Genomic DNA, 18,354 nt, shown 5'->3' on the forward strand with positions numbered 1-18,354 from the left:
ATATTGATAATATCACTCACACCACCAAGGTGGCATCAAATTGCAAAAAAAGCTTGGCTGACTTGGTAAGAATTATTGACAACATCTATGGCAGATTCACCACGACACTCACCAATAACGGCAGCAATATGGGGTAAATACAACGGTTCATTACGGCTAGATTTAGGCTTAGGACGATAATCACGTGGTAATAAATAAGGACTATCAGTTTCAATCATTAACCGTTGGCTTGGAATATGTTTCACAATTTGGCGCAGCTCAGTGCCTCGGCGCTCATCACAAATCCAACCAGTAATACCAATATGTAAATCAAGCGCCAAACAATCATTCAACTCTTGCTGCGAGCCAGTAAAGCAGTGCACAACCGCGGCGGGTAACTTATCTCGCCATGGCTTTAAAATAGCTAAAAAACGCTCATGAGCATCACGACAATGCATAAATACGGGCAAGTTAAGCTCTGCAGCTAACGCCAGTTGAGCTTCAAATACTGCTTCTTGTTGCGGACGCGGTGAAAAATCACGGTTAAAATCTAACCCACACTCACCAATGGCGACGACTTGTGATCGTTGTGCTAAAGCACGAATTTGAGGTAACGCTAAATCTGTTACCGATTTTGCATCATGAGGGTGAACGCCTGCAGTGCTATAACAATAATCAGGCCACTGTTGAGCCAGTTGCTGAGCGGCAATACTTTCTTCAATGCTGGTACCAGTAATAACCAGTCCTTTTACTCCGACCGCTTGCGCGCGAGTAATAACATCGGCGCGATCTTTATCAAAGCGGGTGTTGGTTAGATTAATGCCAATATCTATCATTTTTTTTCCATTCTTTGATGAACTCGTCTTTACCTCAGTATATCGAGCCTAGCATTGACTGACTATGTGAGAATCACACCAACATAGAAACAAAAAAACCGACACTAAGGTCGGTTTTTTTCATCATCACAGGGGGATAAACCCTATTCTTTGCTGATGCTCTTTATGTCTTGCGGCTCATCGTCATCGCCATATTCGTCTTCATCATCTTTACGAATGTAAAAACGTGAGAAGAATAAGCCGACTTCAAATAGCAAGCACATCGGCACCGCTAACAAGGTCTGAGATAAAATATCAGGCGGTGTTAACAACATACCGACCACAAACGCTGCCACAATAATGTATGGGCGTTTACTGCGTAACGTTTCAGGATCGGTAGCACCGGTCCAACACAACAGAATAATCGCTACAGGGATCTCAAATGCAATACCGAACGCCATAAATAGCGACAATACAAAATCGAGATAACTTGAAATATCTGTTGCAACTTCAACCCCTTGCGGAGCGACGCTGGTAAAGAACTTAAACACCAATGGAAACACAACAAAATAAGCAAACGCGACACCGGCATAAAACAGCAATGAGCTGGAAACCAGTAGTGGCATAATAAGCTTACGTTCATGCTTGTATAAACCAGGAGCCACAAACGCCCACAGTTGATACAAAATCATTGGTACAGCAATAAACACAGCGGTAACTAAAGTGAGTTTTATCGGTGTAAAGAACGGTGACGCAACATCTGTTGCAATCATAGTGGCACCGATTGGCATACGTTCAACCAAAGGTGCTGCTACAAATGCATAAATGTCTTTAGAAAACCAAACTATACAGACAAAAACCACCAGCACGCTGATGAGAGAGCGCAGAATCCGTGTACGCAGCTCAAGTAAATGGCTGAATAACGGCTGCGAATCTTCGACAGTCGACATAGTGATGTAATTTATTCCTGCTTATTAGAAGTCGTTGCTGAGGGTTGCTCGCTTTTATCAGCATAGGGACGTTGCACATCAGAAGCGACTTTTTTAAGTTCATCAACCGATTGTTGCAATTCAGGCGCGATGTCCTTCATTCCCATTTGCTCAGCTTTTTTTAAATTGGCTTGCAGTTCCTGAATTTTCAGTTCCTGAGACAATTCATCTTTGACTGAGTTTGCCATATTACGGGCTGCACCTATCCACTGCGATACGGTGCGTATCGCAACGGGTAGACGTTCCGGCCCCAGTACTACCAACCCCACCACGGAGATCAGCACTAACTCCCAGAACCCGATATCAAACACGTCTTAAACCTGCTCTTTGTCTTTTTGACTCGTTGTTGTCTGATCAGCTGCTTGCTGTTCATCCGTAATTTTCTTTTGTTCAAAATCTGCATCAGTGGTTTCTTTTTTAGCTGCAGGTGCTGAATCATCATCACCAATCGCTTTTTTGAAACCCTTAACAGCAGAACCCAAGTCGCCACCTAATGTGCGTAACTTCTTAGTTCCGAACAACAGAACAATGATCAGTGCAATAATTAATAATTGCCAGATACTGATACCACCCATGCTTATTTTACCTCAGCTTTATGTGGTTAATAACGGAGTGCGTTGTTACACGCAACTATAAGTATAGGCGAAACCTACAACGACTACTGTCGACAGGCTCGCCATCCCAGCAACCAAAATACCGCTCCTGCTCCAGCTGCAATAGCAGGATAGGTGGTAACATGATCACCGAAAAGTATGGCAGCACACACCATCATGGTGGCACCAATACCAAAATAAAATCTTGCCTTACCTTGGTTACGCCGACTATCCATGAAATTATCATAGAGTGTATCGAGTCGTTGATTCATAACCTTGCCTTGGCGCAAACTGTCGTAAAGTAATTCAGGTAATTCTGGTAACTTTTCAGCCCAAAATGGCGCTTTACTCTTTACTGCATCAATAATGGCTTGTGGGCCAACTTGACGTGACATCCAATCTTCTAAAAATGGTTTTGCTGTCGCCCATAAATCGAGTTGTGGGTACAGCTGGCGTCCAAGACCTTCAACATAAAGCAATGTCTTTTGTAACAACACTAATTGCGGCTGCACTTCCATATTAAATCGACGTGCAGTATTAAATAAATTTAACAATACATGCCCAAATGATATTTCACATAACGGCTTTTCAAATATAGGTTCACACACGGTACGAATAGCAACTTCAAACGCGTCAATATTGGTATCTGCGGGCACCCAACCTGAATCAACATGTAATTCAGCCACTTTACGGTAATCTCGATTAAAGAAAGCCAATAAGTTTTCAGCTAAATAACGTTTGTCTTCACGATTAAGCGTGCCGACAATACCACAATCTAATGCTATCCATTGTGGATCATGTGGGTGCTCATAGGAAACAAAAATATTCCCTGGGTGCATGTCGGCATGAAAGAAACTATCACGGAACACTTGGGTAAAAAATATATTTACCGCATTTTCTGATAATAATTTCAGATCAGTACCGTTAGCTTTTAAGGCATCAAGGTCAGAAACCTGAATCCCGTAGATTCGCTCCATCACCAGTAAATTTACACTGCTGTAATCAGTAAAGACCTCTGGTACATACAGGGTGTCATCACCTTCAAAGTTACGTCGAAGTTGAATGCCATTCGCTGCTTCACGCATTAAATCCAGTTCATCAAGTAAGGTTTTTTCGTATTCCCTTACCACTTCAACTGGACGTAATCGCCGTGCTTGTGGCTGAAGCCGAGAAACTATCTCGGCCATCCTGTACATCAGCTTAATATCTGCTTCAATAATAGGCTGAATATCTGGACGAATGACTTTAAATACAATTTCACGGCCATTTTCTTTCATGGTCGCAGTATGGACTTGTGCAATCGAAGCTGAAGCTAACGCGACCTCATCAAAATCATCAAACCATTGTTCAATCGGGCCACCTAATGATGCTTCAATCGTACGTCTCGCTAATTGACCATCAAACGGGGCCACTTGATCTTGCAATAACGCTAACTGATCGGCGATATGGGGAGGGAACAAATCACGTCGAGTCGACATCATCTGCCCAAACTTGATCCACACCGGACCTAATTCTTGTAGTGCTAACCGTAATCGCTCCCCTAAAGGTTTATCTGGATATTCATTTTTAATCCAGAATAACGATTTACGTAATTTTTTTGGCAATACTGTTCGTGGGTCTTGCGGAATAAAATCATCCAAACCATAACGCAATTGCACTTCAATAATTCGGTAAAGACGTTTAAATTCACGAATAGTCATCATGGCTATTATCGCTCAAGTAGCTGATTTAATCGGGCCTCAAAACAGGCAACATCTGATTTCAAGTCATCAACTTGATCAGCAAAATAAGCGATCTCTAATGGTTGTGGTAATAATTTCCACTCTTCCGTTAGTATTTGAGCTACATTTCGCTGGCGTTTTAGTAATCGCTGCTGAATAAACTGCCCACTTGATTTGATGCCACTAACCACAGTATGAGCCACAACATCCCCACTGTAATAAGCGAGCTTTTCTTCAATATCAGGCTTTAATCCACCTAATAAACTAGAAAAATGCTGGGCGAGTTGTAAATCACCATCAAGAGATAACTTATCAGCTTTAATTAACTGAGTGAGATTGGCTTGCTGGCGTAATTCAGGCAGCGCCGTTAAATTGAGGGCCAATTGACAATCGACCTCACCCTCATAAGCCGCTAATACATCAATTTGCTGACTAAAAACAAAATATAACGTTTTGCCAAATTCATTCAGAACCACGCTGATCACTTTACCGCGTAAGCGTGACAAACGACGCTGACTATCAGCATCATCTTTTACTAACTGATTAAGCGCCGTTTCTACTGCGCCAGTAACAAATGCATCTATTGGCATAGGGGCCTCAGAACTTATAACCACGGTGCAAAGCAACAATACCGCCAGTTAAGTTGTAATAGGTAGTCTGATTAAACCCAGCATCGTCCATCATTCCTTTCAATGTTTCTTGATCAGGATGCATACGAATAGACTCGGCTAAATAGCGATAACTTTCACTATCATGAGCGATGATTTCACCGATTTTAGGTAATAAATGAAATGAATAAGCGTCATAAATTTTAGATAAAGGCTCTAAAATCGGCTTAGAGAACTCAAGCACTAATAAGCGACCACCGGGTTTTAATACGCGATACATCGAACGTAATGCTTGTTCTTTATCAGTCACGTTACGTAAGCAAAAACTGATCGTAATACAATCAAAATAATTATCAGGAAAAGGCAGTTCTTCGGCATTTGCTTGAACATAACCAACGTTACCAATCACGCCGCTATCACGTAGTTTACTGCGGCCAACTTTCAACATTGAGTTATTAATATCGGCTAAAATAACTTGTCCACTATCACCCACAATACGAGAAAACTTAGCGGTTAAATCACCGGTACCACCACCTAAATCAAGCACACGTTGACCACGGCGAACACCACTGCAGTCAATAGTGAAACGCTTCCAAACGCGATGAATACCCATCGACATTAAATCATTCATAATGTCGTACTTTGCCGCTACTGAGTGGAATACTTCAGCAACCATGGTTGCTTTTTCCTCTTTGGCCACGGTACGAAAGCCAAAGTGGGTCGTGTCTTGTGTGGTGTCCGTCATGCTCAATCCATTATGTGTCCTCACGCTCATTCTATTATCACAATAAAATAGCTGACGAGGATTAAATTCATTTATTCAACTGGCTTAGTGTACTTGATGGTTGTCGTTTGCTCAAAGTGGTTTACTCTTTAAGCATTACAAATCAGATTCCGTTGTTGAGGTTATATGTGAAAAACTTCTCGTATCATGCAGTTGTGACTGTGATTTTTCAACTAATTGTGGGCTAATATCGCGCTTCACTTCTACCCCCAATAACTTAAAGCTTTCAGCTTGACGAATAACATTACCCCGTCCACTGACTAACTTATTCATCGCACTATGATAACTTTGGCTGACTTTATCTAATGATGAGCCTAATCCTTCCATATCTGTCACAAATAAGCGTAATTTGTCGTATAACTTACTTGCTCTGTCAGCAATTTCTTTGGCGTTTTGATTTTGATGTTCATTACGCCATAAATTATTAATGGTTCGTAGTGCCACTAACAAAGTCGTTGGACTAACTAACATGATATTGAGATCCATTGCATCACGAATCAATTTAGGATCAGCGGCAATCGCGGCTTGAAAAGCAGGTTCAACCGGAATAAACATCAACACATAATCCAAACTTTGAACGCCATGCAACTGATGATAATCTTTACGACTTAAGCCTCGCATGTGTGCTCGCATTGAAGCGATATGTTCACTCATTGCTAGTTCCCGCTCAGCTATCGTGTCAGCATTAAAGAATCGTTCATAAGCCACTAATGACATTTTAGCATCAACCACCACATCTTTTTGCTGGGGTAAATGCACCACTACATCAGGCTGATAACGTTTGCCATCTTCATTTTCAAGGCTGACTTGAGTTTGATATTCATGCCCTTCACGCAGTCCTGATTCGGTTAACACCCGCGCGAGCACCACTTCCCCCCAATTACCTTGCGCTTTATTATCACCTTTAAGAGCTTGAGTCAGATTAACCGCTTCCTGCGCCATTTGCTCATTGAGTTGTTTAAGGTGATTGATTTGATGAACCAGAGTATGACGTTCGCGGGATTCTTGAGTAAAATTATCGTTAACTTGTTTTTTAAAACCTTCTAATTGCTCTTTCAACGGCATTAATAAACTTTGAAGACTGATTTTATTCTGCTCATCGACACTACGGGTTTTATGTTCAAACAATTTATTGGCAAGGCTTTCAAATTGTACTCGCAATCTTTCTTCAGCATTTTCTAGTAACTTAATTTTTTCTTCGGCCGATTTTTGTTCTTCAAAATGACGCGCATCTTGCTCACGCAAATCAGCTTCAAGACCTGCGTTAATCATTCGCGAGTTATCTAATTGCTCTGATAAGTACTGCTTTTCATTTTGAAGCGCTTCGAAATGACGCATTTTTTCAACCGCAGCCGATAAATTACCATGCAGTTGGCGAATTTCATGAGTTAGGCGATCTCGCTCATCATCCATCTGTTCGAGTTCTTGATTGCGCTCATTTAACTGCAGCTGTAATTGTTGCTCACGTAATTGCAATAACCGACTATCAGCCTCTGCTTGTTGCTGATGTAATTGCATTGTTTGCTCAAAACGTCCCTTTAACCATAGCGTGGTAATAACACTCGCCACTGTCGCGCCAGAAATTGCCGCCAACAGGGAGATCATGCCACCATTCAACCATTCCGTCATATCAAATACTCTACAAAAACACGCATCCATTTCTGTTGTAAGGCTAAGTCGATACTGGATAAATGTCCAGTTTAGTGACTTTTATTGATAGCACTATCACTGTTTGTTGTTGCCTCTCAACGCGTTAAACAAATCACATACGTGCCCTTCACCATCATTTGCCCCATAAAAATAAAGCCTGTCACAATGACAGGCTTAATCACAACGTACTATCAACTGCCCTTAGCAGCAATCACTCACACCTTATCGGTTGTTAGTACCGTTTGATGCCAGCTTTTACCCCATTTTGACCACAGCACTAATAACCCAGGAATCAATAACCACATTTGTAGGGTCATCAACATGGGCGTAGCTAGATCTAGACGTTGAGTCAAACTTACCATCACGCCAGCACCACTCATCTGAAATAGGCCTAGCAATGCCGCAGCAGTACCAGCACGATCACCAAAAGGCGCTAATGCTTTACCTGCCGCAGAGCCTAAGACAAAGGCAAACCCAAATGAGCAGATAAAAATAGGCACCATAAATGCCCATGCTTGATTGATTGTACTCAGAGCCAACATTAGACCACCAGCCACAGCTAAAATAATCAATCCAGTTTGCAATGTTGCTCGCGTACCAAAACGATCCATAAATTTAGGTGCAACCATGCATGCTGTAATATTTAATGCCGCGTTAATGCCAAACCACAGCGTAAATTGGTTCATGTCAGCACCAAGGTGACTCATTAACCATACCGGAGCCGACGTCACATACGCTAAAATAACCGCCATTGATAACATGCACAGACTCGCATGGTATAAAAAAGTAGGTTCACGTAATACCGACCAATAACGACTCAGACTTAATGTTGAACCACTCACATGGGTGTTTGTAGGACGGGTTTCTTTAAACATCGTCATAATAAACAGCCCAGCAACGAGTGCAAAGCCAGCCATAAAACTAAAGTTTGAACGCCAACCAAACTCATGAGTTAACCAAGTTCCTAATAACGGTGCTAAAGCGGGAATAAAACAGATTGCACCATTTAAGTAACTGATCATACGACCACTTTTTTCAGCACCAAAACTATCACGCACGGCAGAGAATGCCGCAACAGAAGTCGCACAAGCACCAAAACCTTGTAATAAACGCGCCGTTAAAAGCATGTCTAAATTAGTGGCTAAATACGCCATTAAGGCACTAAAGCCATAAATAACAATACCAGCTAACGCAATCGGGCGACGTCCAAAACGATCCGCTAATGGTCCTGCCAATAATTGCCCCAAACCAAGACTGAACATAAACCATGTCACGGTATCTTGTACACGCACAGCATTAACCCCAAAACTATCGGCAATAGCGGGGAAAGCAGGTAAATAAATATCAATAGCCAACGGGCTAAATAGCACCAAAACCACCATTAGAGTGATTAATTTGGTGTCTGTAGAAGGAGATGTTAACGCAGTCATATGACGTTCCTAAAAGATGATCGCGCCAAGTTTACGGCTTTAGAGATATGAATAGAAATGGTATATATTCAATCGCACTTTTCCTTTTGGGAATATCAGCAATGATTGCAATTCACTCTATACTCGCCTAAATAACCCCATCACTTCGAAAATATAATAAATGCCAATCAATTACCGATTCGCTAATTGAAGCTAACCGCCAAACACGCTAACGTAACCACATTAACTTACTCACTCAGCTCAATATTTGCTGATGTTATGTAAGTGCACCGTTTATGTCATCGCCCAGATGATGCTTTAATTAAAGGACGAAAACATGCAAGCAGCAATTTCGCAACGTGTTGAACAAATTCGCCACTGGCTCGCTGAAAATCAGTTAGATGCCTTATTAATCCCTCACGAAGATGAATTTCTTGGCGAATACATTCCAGATCATAATGAACGTCTACACTGGCTAACCGGATTTACAGGCTCTGCTGGCGCGGCCATTATTACTCGTGATGATGCTGCTGTTTTTGTTGATGGTCGATATGTAGTGCAAGTACGTAAACAAGTACCAGCGGAAGTATTTCAATACTGCCATCTTATTGAGCAACCACCAGTACAATGGGCATTAGAGAATTTAGCCGCTGGCAGTAAAGTGGCGATTGATGCTCGCCTTCATAGTGCAGCATGGCTTAAAAATGCCACCACCACTATTGATGGTGAATTAGCCTTAGTCTGTGTTGATGAAAACCCCATAGATCAACTGTGGTTAGATCGCCCCGCGCCTGTATTGTCTGACGCTCAATTAATGGGACTTGAATTTGTTGGCCAAGAAAGTACAGATAAGCGCCAACAAATTGCGACTTTACTAACAACACAAAAAGCTAATGCTGCCTTCTTAAGTCAACTTGATAGTATCGCCTGGCTACTCAATATTCGTGGTGATGATGTCCATTGCCTACCGGTATTACTTTCAGCTGCAATTATTCACAGCGATGCTTCAGTTGATTTTTATATCGACCATCACCGCTTACCAGAAGGCTTTGCCGCCCATGTAGGTGCTGGCGTGACCATCTGTAAACCTGAGCAACTAGCAACTGGGCTAGCCGCTCTTGCAGGTAAACGAGTACTGTTTGATTCAACAAATAGTAACGCATGGGCAGCGCAACAATTAACAGAGGCAGGAGCTCTATTAATTGAAGCAGCAAACCCAACCTTACTGCCAAAATCGACTAAAAATGCTACCGAGATGGCGGGCATGAAAGCGTGTCATATTCGTGATGGCGTCGCGATCAGTAAATTCCTAGCCTGGGTTGATGCCCAAGTAGCAGCAGGACATTTACTTGATGAAGCCCAATTATCAGATCAACTGTGGCAATTCCGTCAGTTAGATCCAAGTTGCAGTGATGTGAGCTTTGATACCATTTCAGCCGCAGCAGGCAATGCGGCAATGTGCCACTACAATCACCTTAATCAACCGCAGCCAAGTAAACTACAAATGGATACCGTGTACTTAGTCGATTCAGGCGGTCAATACCCCGACGGTACTACCGATATTACCCGTACTATAGCAATTGGTCAGCCGGGTGATGAGGTGAAGCAAGCCTTTACTTTAGTCTTAAAAGGTCATATTGCATTAGCATCAGCGCGCTTTCCAAAAGGCACCACAGGTAGCCAACTTGATGCGTTAGCTCGTCAACATTTATGGGCGTATGGGTTTGATTATGATCACGGTACAGGCCACGGTGTCGGCCACTTTCTAAGTGTACATGAAGGGCCTCAACGGATTGCCAAAGCCTATAATCCAACGGCATTATTGCCAGGTATGGTATTGTCTAATGAACCTGGATATTACCGCGCAGATGCATTTGGTATTCGTATTGAAAACCTTGAAGCGGTAGTAGAAGTGGCAACCCAAGGTGATATGTCGGTAATGGGATTTGAATCGCTAACTCGCGCCCCGATTGATAAGCGTTTAATTGATTTAAGCTTATTAACAGATATCGAACTCGCGTGGCTTAACCATTACCACCACACCGTGTTTGAGGTTATTAGTCCAGCCTTAGACGGCGATGATTTAGCATGGTTAACTCAAGCAACATCACCATTACAACGCTAATAATAACGTCGCATTAATAATAAAAAAGCCAGTGCATCACCTTTTGCACTGGCTTATTGTGACCTTCAAATGTGGTTACCCCGAGTAAACCGCGTCCCAGTCTTTCCACACCACCTCAAATCCTCGCCGCTTCACCGCTATAGCAACCTCTGCCACACTGCGATCATCACTGATTGCAAATTGCTCTAACTCTGGCGTGTCATCAGCATAACCACCCGGCTGGGTTTTTGAACCCGCTGATAGGCTAGTTACCCCTAGTGGTAATACATTATCGCGAAAATAGGCTGATTCACGAGTGGATAACGATAACTCAACGTCATGATTAAATAACCGATAAGCACAGATCAATTGCACTAACTGGCGATCAGTCATTATTGATTTAGGCTCAATACCGCCAGTACAGGGTCGCAAACGTGGAAATGAAATCGAATAACGACTTTGCCAATACTGGCGCTCAAGGTAGGCCAAATGGCTCGCAACAAAAAAACTGTCCGTGCGCCAATCGTCCATTCCTAATAGCGCTCCAATCCCTATTTTATCAATACCTGCTTGTGCCAATCGATCCGGTGTTTCAAGTCGATAATCAAAGTTGGTTTTATTTCCGCGTAAGTGGTGTTTGGCATAAGTTCGAGCATGATAAGTTTCTTGATACACCATCACCGCATCTAAACCTAAACTTTTTAGCTCTCGATATTGCTGCTGTTCAAGCGGCTGAACTTCCATTGCAATATGATTAAAGTGGGATTTAATTTGAGGCAATGTATACCTGAAATAGTCCATCCCAACTTTAGTTTGATGCTCACCGGTTACCAACAACACACTATCAAACTGAAGTGCTTTGATCGCGTTACATTCTCGCTCAATATCAGCGGTAGTTAATGTGCGTCGCTTAATTCTATTTTCCATTGAAAAACCACAATAAGTACACGCATTAGCACACAAATTAGAGAGATATAATGGCACATAAAAATGTATCGCATAACCAAACCGCTGCCGAGTTAATAACGCTGCTTGTTGTGCCATTAATTCTAAATAAGGCTCCGCGGCGGGTGAGATTAACGCTTTAAAATCGTTAAGATCACACTCCGGTTTAGCCAGTGCACGTTCAACATCAGCAGCCGTTTTAGCATAAATCGATAATCGAATATCATCCCAGTCCAATTGCCGCCATACATCAACAAAACTCATTCTCGCTCCTTAGCATTCACTATCGAGAAAAGCCGTTAATGGACTGGATGCAACAGCATGGCTCACTTTACCGGCTAATCCCGCTTTATAAGCCATACGACCACTAATAACCGCCCATTTAAATGCTTCCCCTATCGCAACCGGATCAACAGCAGTCGCAATAGCGGTGTTAACTAAGACAGCATCTGCTCCCATTTCCATTGCCGCCGCAGCATCAGAGGGAGCACCAATTCCTGCATCTATAATCACCGGCACCTGCGCTTGATCGATAATAATTTGCAAAAAATCACGTGATACTAAGCCTTTATTTGAACCTATCGGTGCCCCTAATGGCATCACCGCTGCACAACCAACATCTTCTAAGCGCTTACATAACACCGGATCAGCATGACAATAAGGCAATACCACAAAACCTTGTTTCACCAACGCTTCTGCAGCTAACAAGGTTTCAATCGGATCGGGCATTAAGTATTTGGGATCAGGGTGTATCTCTAATTTAAGCCAGTTAGTACCTAACGCTTCACGGGCTAATTGCGCAGCAAATATGGCTTCTTTAGCATTTTTAGCCCCCGAGGTATTGGGTAAAAGATTGACTCCAGCAGCCATTAAAGGCGCTAAAATATCATCCGCTTGATGGGTTAAATCGACCCGTTTCAGAGCCATAGTGACCAATTGTGATTCCGAGGCGAATAACGATGCGGTCATTACATCACGATGAGAATATTTTCCAGTTCCAGTAAACAACCGCGAACCAAATGTTTTATCGGCAATAGTGAGCATGTTAGCCTCCAGCTATAACTTGAAAGAGCGTTATCTGATCGTTATGGTTCAACACTGTTGTTGACCATTCACTACGCGTAATAATGGCTTGATTTATCGCAATTGCAGCGCCCACCGTTGGCAGGATTAATTGCTCAACTAACTCGGTTAGACATTGTTGTGAATGACATTCCACAGCTTGATTATTTAACCAGACGGTTATCATTGTCATGAAACAGTATCTCCATTAACAAGGTGGTGATCACCACAAACGGGACACTGTTGATCAATATTGATTCCAAATTGATGCCACTGACCTTGTAATCCATCAAATTGAGAAAGGTGATTTACATTAACTGTCTCCGTCTCAACAATCGCTTTTATGACTGCAAGCGCCTGCATGGTGCCAATAATTCCGACTACAGGCCCCACAATGCCACCACTACGACAATTACGCACTTTGTCCGTATTTGGTACAGCTTGAGGCAATAAACATTGATAACAAGGTCCAATTCCAGCCCTAAAGTCAAACGTCATTAACTGTCCTTGCCAGCCTATCGCAGCCCCTGAAACTAAGCGCTTTCTCGCAGTAAAACAGACATCATTAATCGCATAGCGAGTCGAAAAATTATCACTGCAATCAACCACAATATCCGCTTGATCAACTTCCAACGCTAACTGCAAACCAGCTAATCTCGTTGTGACCGCGCGGTAACGATTAAGTGGATTTAACGCCCGCATTTGAGCACAGGCAGCCTGCGCTTTATTACATCCAACATCTGCTTCACGATACAAAACTTGGCGCTGTAAATTTGACACGTCAACTACGTCACCATCAGCAATGACAATCGTACCCACACCAGCCGCTGCTAAATAAAGCCCAACAGCAGAGCCTAAACCACCACCGCCAACAATTAACACCTGAGCTTTTTTCAGTTGTTGTTGCCCTAATTCGGCAATATCAGCCACCATCAACTGGCGACTATAACGCATAAATTCAGCGTCAGAGAGCGCAGTGTTTATCATTCCGCCCTCCTACAGCCACATCTTCTGCGTTGGGCACCAATATCTTATGCAATTCAGCGATCGCAAGTGCAGGATCGGCCGCTTGAGTTATCGCACTCACAACAGCCACGCCAGAAACCCCGGTACGCCACACTTTTGCTACACGTTCAATGGTAATGCCACCAATCGCGACGGTTGGTACTCGAGCACCAATCAATTTTTGATAAAGCGCTAATCGAGCCACACCTTGAGGTAATGACGGCATATCTTTAGTTGATGTCGCAAAAATATGCCCCAAAGCGATATAACTGGGCTGATATTCAAGCGCACGTAAGATTTCATAATAACCATGGGTAGAAATGCCAAGTCGCAATCCCGCTTGCTGAATCGCAACTAAATCAGCGCCATCAAGATCCTCCTGACCAAGATGAACACCATAAGCATGATGCTTAATTGCCAGCAGCCAATAATCATTAATGAACACCTGAGCTTGAGCTAACTCACCAGCAACAATGGCTTGTTGGATTTGGTGTTCCAGATCGGATACTTGGGAGTTTTTAATCCGTAATTGGGTAGTTTTCACACCGACCTGTAATACCCGCTCAACCCAATCAGCACTCTCTAGCACAGGATATAATCCAAGCTTACTCAACCCTAAAGCCGCAAATGGAGCCACCTCTTGACCATCAATTAACCATCCAAGTTGTTTTATTTGAGGATGATGTACCGTTAAAGCACGAGGAAATACTTTGGCATCTGTCGGCCAAACCAGTTCGCTTTGAGCTTGCTGATTATCATAACGGTGTTCGTGATAACTTCGCGCATAAGCACGCGCCAATACCACTGCATCTTCCAATGGATAATCAAGCGCAAGTGCCACCAATAACATTGCCCGTTGTGCCTCACTGGCACCACTATAACGACAATATACTGCTCGAGCCTGCCCTTGATGATGCCAAATATCCATACAACCATCATTCACGGGAAATCCGCAGACCACTAAGCTAGGATCTGCAGCGACTTTTTGTTGCAACTGAGCTAATTCAGTAAAAGGGGCGAGCCACTGATCCCAAATTTGATACGTTGGAGGGGCACAATCTTCATCTGCAGCAACAAAATTAAACGCTAATGAGCATGCCTTAGTCATAGTTTTGATACCAATTAATGGTTCGTTGCTATGCACAGTTACTGTCACTGTATCGCCTAGTTGGTATAACTCAGCAGGTACTAACAGCGGTTCGATGTGCATTAATAATGGCATTAGATGAGGGGGAAGCGATAACGTGTTCATTGGTTAATCCTCTTTAGCAGGGTGATACAACTTACTGCCACGAGCTCGAAATTCTGCCGCTTTTTGTTCCATACCTACACGAGGGTTATTACTCAACGTAATATCTATAGGTGATAGCGTTTTTGCGTAATCTCGAACTTCTTGAGAGATTTTCATTGAGCAAAATTTAGGGCCACACATTGAACAAAAGTGAGCCACTTTGCCAGATTCTTGCGGTAAGGTTTGATCGTGATAATCTCGAGCAGTTTGTGGGTCAAGGCCTAGATTAAATTGATCTTCCCAACGAAACTCAAACCGTGCTTTTGATAATGCATTATCACGAACTTGTGCTCCAGGGTGGCCTTTGGCTAAGTCTGCCGCATGCGCACACAGCTTGTACGTGATCAAACCAACTTTTACATCATCTTTATTGGGTAATCCTAAATGCTCTTTTGGTGTCACGTAACACAGCATTGCACAGCCATACCAACCAATCATGGCCGCTCCAATACCAGAAGTAATATGATCATAACCCGGCGCAATATCTGTTGTCAGAGGTCCAAGTGTATAAAATGGCGCTTCATGACAATGTTTAAGTTGCTCATCCATATTAGCCTTAATCATATGCATCGGCACATGACCGGGCCCTTCAATCATCACCTGAACATCATATTCCCACGCAATTTTTGTTAGCTCTCCTAGCGTACGTAATTCACTAAACTGCGCTTCATCATTGGCATCAGCAATAGAGCCAGGACGTAAACCGTCCCCCAATGAGAGCGAGATATCATACTGGGCACAAATATCACAAATACTGCGGAAATTTTCATACAAAAAACTTTCTTGATGATGCGCCAAACACCACTTGGCCATAATTGAGCCGCCACGAGAAACAATCCCTGTCACCCGTTTAGCCGTCATAGGTACATACCGTAATAAAACGCCAGCATGAATCGTAAAGTAATCGACACCTTGCTCAGCTTGCTCTAATAACGTATCTCGAAAAACATTCCAATTTAGATTTTCCGCAACGCCCTTTACTTTTTCTAAGGCTTGATACATCGGCACGGTTCCAATGGGTACCGGACTATTACGAATGATCCATTCTCGTGTTTCATGAATATTACGTCCCGTTGATAAATCCATCACCGTATCGCCGCCCCACCGAGTCGACCATACTAATTTCTCAACTTCTTCTTCAATGGATGAGCTCACGGCTGAATTACCAATATTGGCATTAACCTTTACTAAAAAATTACGCCCAATAATCATTGGTTCAACTTCTGGGTGATTGATATTTGCAGGAATAATCGCACGCCCAGCCGCAACCTCTTGACGCACAAATTCAGGCGTGATTTGTAAAGGGAGATTAGCACCAAAATTAACGCCGGGGTGTTGTTGATTTAGCGCTTCATCATCATAGTGCGCTCGCCCCATATTTTCGCGAATCGCAATATATTCCATTTCAGGCGTAACAATACCTTGGCGGGCGTAATGCAGTTGAGTTACACACTTACCGTTATTAGCACGTCGAGTTGGAGCGCGCTGATTAAAACGCAATGAATCCAAACTCTGATCATGTAAGCGTTCATTAGCGTAGTCAGAACTTAATTCAGATAATAATTCAGTATCATTACGCTCAATGATCCACGCTTGGCGCACAGGAGGCAAACCACGATAAATATCTATGGAATGGTCAGGATCGGTATAAAATCCAGAAGTATCATAAACACAAATAGGTTGGTTCGGTTCAAAAATAGGGTGTTGTTTAGGACCACTAATAAGGCTATCAGCTAAAGCGATTTCTCGCATCGGTACTGAAATATCAGCACGACTACCAGTAACATAGACTTTTCGTGAATTAGGATAGGGTTGAGCCGTTAATGACTCGATAAATTGTTTCGCTTCCAATCTCGCTTGCTTGCGATTCGACACAGCAATTTCCTTTAATATTATAGGGAAAAGTGCTTATCAGATGGGCGTAAACAAGAGCGATGCATACAATTATGCATCATCAAATACGTACAGTGATCCTCAATAAGGATATGTAGTAAAGATAACCTCTTGTTCCCTTCGCAGGTATTAGCCTGATCAGGTTCAACGGATCCCGCAATGCGGTCTCAGCCATATGGCACTCCGACAAGTAAGTGAATTAGTATAAGTACTTTGGTTGTGATCGCAACAGTTTATTAACAATAAATATAACACATAGTGACAGATAGCAAAAAGCCGTGCAATTTCCACGGCTTTAATTTCATGGTAATCACTACAATGTTTATTGTGAGATAAGTACATCGCACTTAAGGTGCTGAGCTAATGTTTCACTTACATCACCAAAAAGATGAATAGTAGATTTGTGATAACCCGTAATAACCAACTTAGCTTCAACTTTTTCAGCTAATTCTTCGATATGCTTAGTAATATCACCATTAGCAATATGTAATCCCGAAACAGGGTAAGATGAAGCTGCCGCTAACTCTGATAATTGTGACATCCGCTGTTTAGCAATTGCATCGTGCTCTTCTTGCAGTTCAATCTCAACATCAATAAAACTCACATTACCAATACCAGGCTCAACATAAGCAATATGCAATTCAGCATTATTTTGGTCTGCAATAATTCCAGCCTTTACCATTAATTTATGAGCAAATTTATCTTCAGGATTAACAGCAAGTAATATTGTTTGATATAGCGACATAGCCTATCTCCATGAGCCAACGCCCAGTAGTTAATTTCTTAGTTATGATTATGATGCTATAAATGTAGCTATACAACCAACTATGTGCCGACATTTTAATTTACGCTTAAATCAATGATTGCAGTTATCGAGAGTATTAACTAACTCAACAAGCGATTATTATGACGGTTTTTAATTATCACTTTTAACTGAAACGAGATACCAATGAGCCAATATATATTACTAGGATTCATCGCAATTGGTGGTGCATTCGGCGCCTGCTCACGATACTTAATTTCGGAGCTTTGCGTTATTTTATTTGGCCGTGGCTTCCCATACGGAACATTAACCGTCAATATTATTGGTTCGCTAATTATGGGACTATTAATGTCGGGATTAAATCAAGGAATGATTGAGGCAGCACCATGGCGCCCAATGATTGGCTTAGGCTTTCTTGGAGCATTAACGACCTTCTCAACCTTTTCAATGGATAACATTGTAATGATGCAGCAAGGTGAGTTTATTAAGGCTGGCTTAAACATCGTACTTAACGTAACAGTCAGTTTGTTTGCTTGTTATATTGGCTATCAACTAATGATGAAAAGCTAATAATCATTCAAACATATAACCGCCGTAAGGCGGTTTTTTTTCATAAAAATAAAGCAGGAAACGCAGGAAACGCAGGAAACGTAGGAAACGCAGGAAACGATATATCAAACTGAATATCTGTCATTACTTTTTTCGTTATAAACGAAAAAAGGCCATCCTTGCGGATGGCCTTT

At 42.4% G+C, this 18,354-nt stretch carries 18 protein-coding genes and 1 riboswitch; of the genes, 2 read left to right on the forward strand and 16 right to left on the reverse strand.

Going from position 1 to position 18,354, the window contains the following annotated elements; all coding sequences use genetic code 11:
- Positions 1-35: 35 nt before the first annotated feature.
- The 9 genes from VXS03_RS16725 to VXS03_RS16765 form a co-directional block, all read right to left on the reverse strand.
- Positions 36-815, reverse strand: a complete 780-nt coding sequence (locus tag VXS03_RS16725; RefSeq protein WP_327765026.1) for a TatD family hydrolase — start codon at positions 813-815, stop codon at positions 36-38.
- A 143-nt stretch (positions 816-958) separates the two neighbouring features.
- Positions 959-1,744 carry a twin-arginine translocase subunit TatC gene (gene tatC / locus VXS03_RS16730; protein WP_327765027.1) on the reverse strand — a complete coding sequence of 262 codons (786 nt, stop codon included), beginning with the start codon at positions 1,742-1,744 and terminating at the stop codon, positions 959-961.
- 11 nt (positions 1,745-1,755) lie between these two features.
- Entirely contained in the window at positions 1,756-2,094 is a 339-nt protein-coding gene (tatB, locus tag VXS03_RS16735) for a Sec-independent protein translocase protein TatB (RefSeq protein ID WP_327765028.1), read from the reverse strand.
- 3 nt (positions 2,095-2,097) lie between these two features.
- Positions 2,098-2,358 (reverse strand): Sec-independent protein translocase subunit TatA, encoded by a 261-nt coding sequence (tatA, locus tag VXS03_RS16740; RefSeq protein WP_080158822.1) that lies wholly within the window; start codon positions 2,356-2,358, stop codon positions 2,098-2,100.
- A gap of 83 nt (positions 2,359-2,441) precedes the next feature.
- Positions 2,442-4,079: a ubiquinone biosynthesis regulatory protein kinase UbiB gene (ubiB, locus tag VXS03_RS16745; protein ID WP_327765029.1), complete on the reverse strand. Its 1,638-nt coding sequence runs from the start codon at positions 4,077-4,079 to the stop codon at positions 2,442-2,444.
- 5 nt (positions 4,080-4,084) lie between these two features.
- A complete protein-coding gene (locus VXS03_RS16750; protein WP_327765030.1) occupies positions 4,085-4,687 on the reverse strand; it encodes a ubiquinone biosynthesis accessory factor UbiJ in 603 nt (200 codons plus the stop codon).
- A 7-nt stretch (positions 4,688-4,694) separates the two neighbouring features.
- Positions 4,695-5,450: a bifunctional demethylmenaquinone methyltransferase/2-methoxy-6-polyprenyl-1,4-benzoquinol methylase UbiE gene (gene ubiE, locus VXS03_RS16755; protein ID WP_327765031.1), complete on the reverse strand. Its 756-nt coding sequence runs from the start codon at positions 5,448-5,450 to the stop codon at positions 4,695-4,697.
- 135 nt (positions 5,451-5,585) lie between these two features.
- Entirely contained in the window at positions 5,586-7,118 is a 1,533-nt protein-coding gene (rmuC, locus tag VXS03_RS16760) for a DNA recombination protein RmuC (RefSeq protein WP_327765032.1), read from the reverse strand.
- A 236-nt stretch (positions 7,119-7,354) separates the two neighbouring features.
- Entirely contained in the window at positions 7,355-8,569 is a 1,215-nt protein-coding gene (locus VXS03_RS16765) for a multidrug effflux MFS transporter (RefSeq protein ID WP_327765033.1), read from the reverse strand.
- Between the two features lie 316 nt (positions 8,570-8,885).
- Here VXS03_RS16765 and VXS03_RS16770 point away from each other — a divergent pair, with 316 nt between their 5' ends.
- Complete coding sequence (locus tag VXS03_RS16770; RefSeq protein ID WP_327765034.1) at positions 8,886-10,673, forward strand: aminopeptidase P family protein; 1,788 nt, start codon at positions 8,886-8,888, stop codon at positions 10,671-10,673.
- A gap of 75 nt (positions 10,674-10,748) precedes the next feature.
- Here VXS03_RS16770 and thiH read toward each other — a convergent pair whose 3' ends face one another.
- From thiH to VXS03_RS16805, 7 genes are all read right to left on the reverse strand, one after another.
- Entirely contained in the window at positions 10,749-11,861 is a 1,113-nt protein-coding gene (gene thiH, locus VXS03_RS16775) for a 2-iminoacetate synthase ThiH (protein WP_327765035.1), read from the reverse strand.
- Positions 11,862-11,870: 9 nt separating this feature from the next.
- Positions 11,871-12,641, reverse strand: coding sequence for a thiazole synthase (locus tag VXS03_RS16780; RefSeq protein WP_327765036.1), 771 nt, complete (start codon positions 12,639-12,641; stop codon positions 11,871-11,873).
- Between the two features lies 1 nt (position 12,642).
- On the reverse strand, positions 12,643-12,852 hold the full coding sequence (gene thiS / locus VXS03_RS16785; protein ID WP_327765037.1) for a sulfur carrier protein ThiS: 210 nt from the start codon (positions 12,850-12,852) through the stop codon (positions 12,643-12,645).
- Positions 12,849-13,646: a HesA/MoeB/ThiF family protein gene (locus VXS03_RS16790; protein ID WP_327765038.1), complete on the reverse strand. Its 798-nt coding sequence runs from the start codon at positions 13,644-13,646 to the stop codon at positions 12,849-12,851. Before VXS03_RS16790 ends, thiS begins: the two co-directional genes overlap by 4 nt.
- A complete protein-coding gene (gene thiE / locus VXS03_RS16795; protein ID WP_327765039.1) occupies positions 13,624-14,916 on the reverse strand; it encodes a thiamine phosphate synthase in 1,293 nt (430 codons plus the stop codon). Before thiE ends, VXS03_RS16790 begins: the two co-directional genes overlap by 23 nt.
- Positions 14,917-14,919: 3 nt before the next feature.
- The gene (gene thiC / locus VXS03_RS16800; protein WP_327765040.1) at positions 14,920-16,830 is read right to left on the reverse strand and encodes a phosphomethylpyrimidine synthase ThiC; all 1,911 of its coding nucleotides are present in this window, start codon (positions 16,828-16,830) and stop codon (positions 14,920-14,922) included.
- A gap of 116 nt (positions 16,831-16,946) precedes the next feature.
- Positions 16,947-17,044, reverse strand: a riboswitch (TPP riboswitch).
- A gap of 126 nt (positions 17,045-17,170) precedes the next feature.
- The gene (locus tag VXS03_RS16805; protein WP_327765041.1) at positions 17,171-17,593 is read right to left on the reverse strand and encodes a universal stress protein; all 423 of its coding nucleotides are present in this window, start codon (positions 17,591-17,593) and stop codon (positions 17,171-17,173) included.
- 204 nt (positions 17,594-17,797) lie between these two features.
- Here VXS03_RS16805 and crcB point away from each other — a divergent pair, with 204 nt between their 5' ends.
- Positions 17,798-18,181 carry a fluoride efflux transporter CrcB gene (gene crcB / locus VXS03_RS16810; RefSeq protein WP_045036888.1) on the forward strand — a complete coding sequence of 128 codons (384 nt, stop codon included), beginning with the start codon at positions 17,798-17,800 and terminating at the stop codon, positions 18,179-18,181.
- Positions 18,182-18,354 lie beyond the last annotated feature (173 nt).

Source organism: Photobacterium sp. S4TG1 (assembly GCF_036040035.1).
In the GTDB taxonomy this organism is placed as follows: domain Bacteria; phylum Pseudomonadota; class Gammaproteobacteria; order Enterobacterales; family Vibrionaceae; genus Photobacterium.

Excerpts from the sequence above, each read along its gene's own strand:
- VXS03_RS16805 (WP_327765041.1), bottom strand. The coding sequence starts at position 17,593 with ATGTCGCTATATCAAACAATATTACTTGCTGTTAATCCTGAAGATAAA.
- VXS03_RS16780 (WP_327765036.1), bottom strand. The coding sequence starts at position 12,641 with ATGCTCACTATTGCCGATAAAACATTTGGTTCGCGGTTGTTTACTGGA.
- rmuC (WP_327765032.1), bottom strand. The coding sequence starts at position 7,118 with ATGACGGAATGGTTGAATGGTGGCATGATCTCCCTGTTGGCGGCAATT.
- VXS03_RS16765 (WP_327765033.1), bottom strand. The coding sequence starts at position 8,569 with ATGACTGCGTTAACATCTCCTTCTACAGACACCAAATTAATCACTCTA.
- thiH (WP_327765035.1), bottom strand. The coding sequence starts at position 11,861 with ATGAGTTTTGTTGATGTATGGCGGCAATTGGACTGGGATGATATTCGA.
- VXS03_RS16750 (WP_327765030.1), bottom strand. The coding sequence starts at position 4,687 with ATGCCAATAGATGCATTTGTTACTGGCGCAGTAGAAACGGCGCTTAAT.
- VXS03_RS16725 (WP_327765026.1), bottom strand. The coding sequence starts at position 815 with ATGATAGATATTGGCATTAATCTAACCAACACCCGCTTTGATAAAGAT.
- tatA (WP_080158822.1), bottom strand. The coding sequence starts at position 2,358 with ATGGGTGGTATCAGTATCTGGCAATTATTAATTATTGCACTGATCATT.
- VXS03_RS16790 (WP_327765038.1), bottom strand. The coding sequence starts at position 13,646 with ATGATAAACACTGCGCTCTCTGACGCTGAATTTATGCGTTATAGTCGC.
- tatC (WP_327765027.1), bottom strand. The coding sequence starts at position 1,744 with ATGTCGACTGTCGAAGATTCGCAGCCGTTATTCAGCCATTTACTTGAG.
- ubiB (WP_327765029.1), bottom strand. The coding sequence starts at position 4,079 with ATGATGACTATTCGTGAATTTAAACGTCTTTACCGAATTATTGAAGTG.
- crcB (WP_045036888.1), top strand. The coding sequence starts at position 17,798 with ATGAGCCAATATATATTACTAGGATTCATCGCAATTGGTGGTGCATTC.
- thiS (WP_327765037.1), bottom strand. The coding sequence starts at position 12,852 with ATGACAATGATAACCGTCTGGTTAAATAATCAAGCTGTGGAATGTCAT.
- VXS03_RS16770 (WP_327765034.1), top strand. The coding sequence starts at position 8,886 with ATGCAAGCAGCAATTTCGCAACGTGTTGAACAAATTCGCCACTGGCTC.
- ubiE (WP_327765031.1), bottom strand. The coding sequence starts at position 5,450 with ATGACGGACACCACACAAGACACGACCCACTTTGGCTTTCGTACCGTG.
- thiE (WP_327765039.1), bottom strand. The coding sequence starts at position 14,916 with ATGAACACGTTATCGCTTCCCCCTCATCTAATGCCATTATTAATGCAC.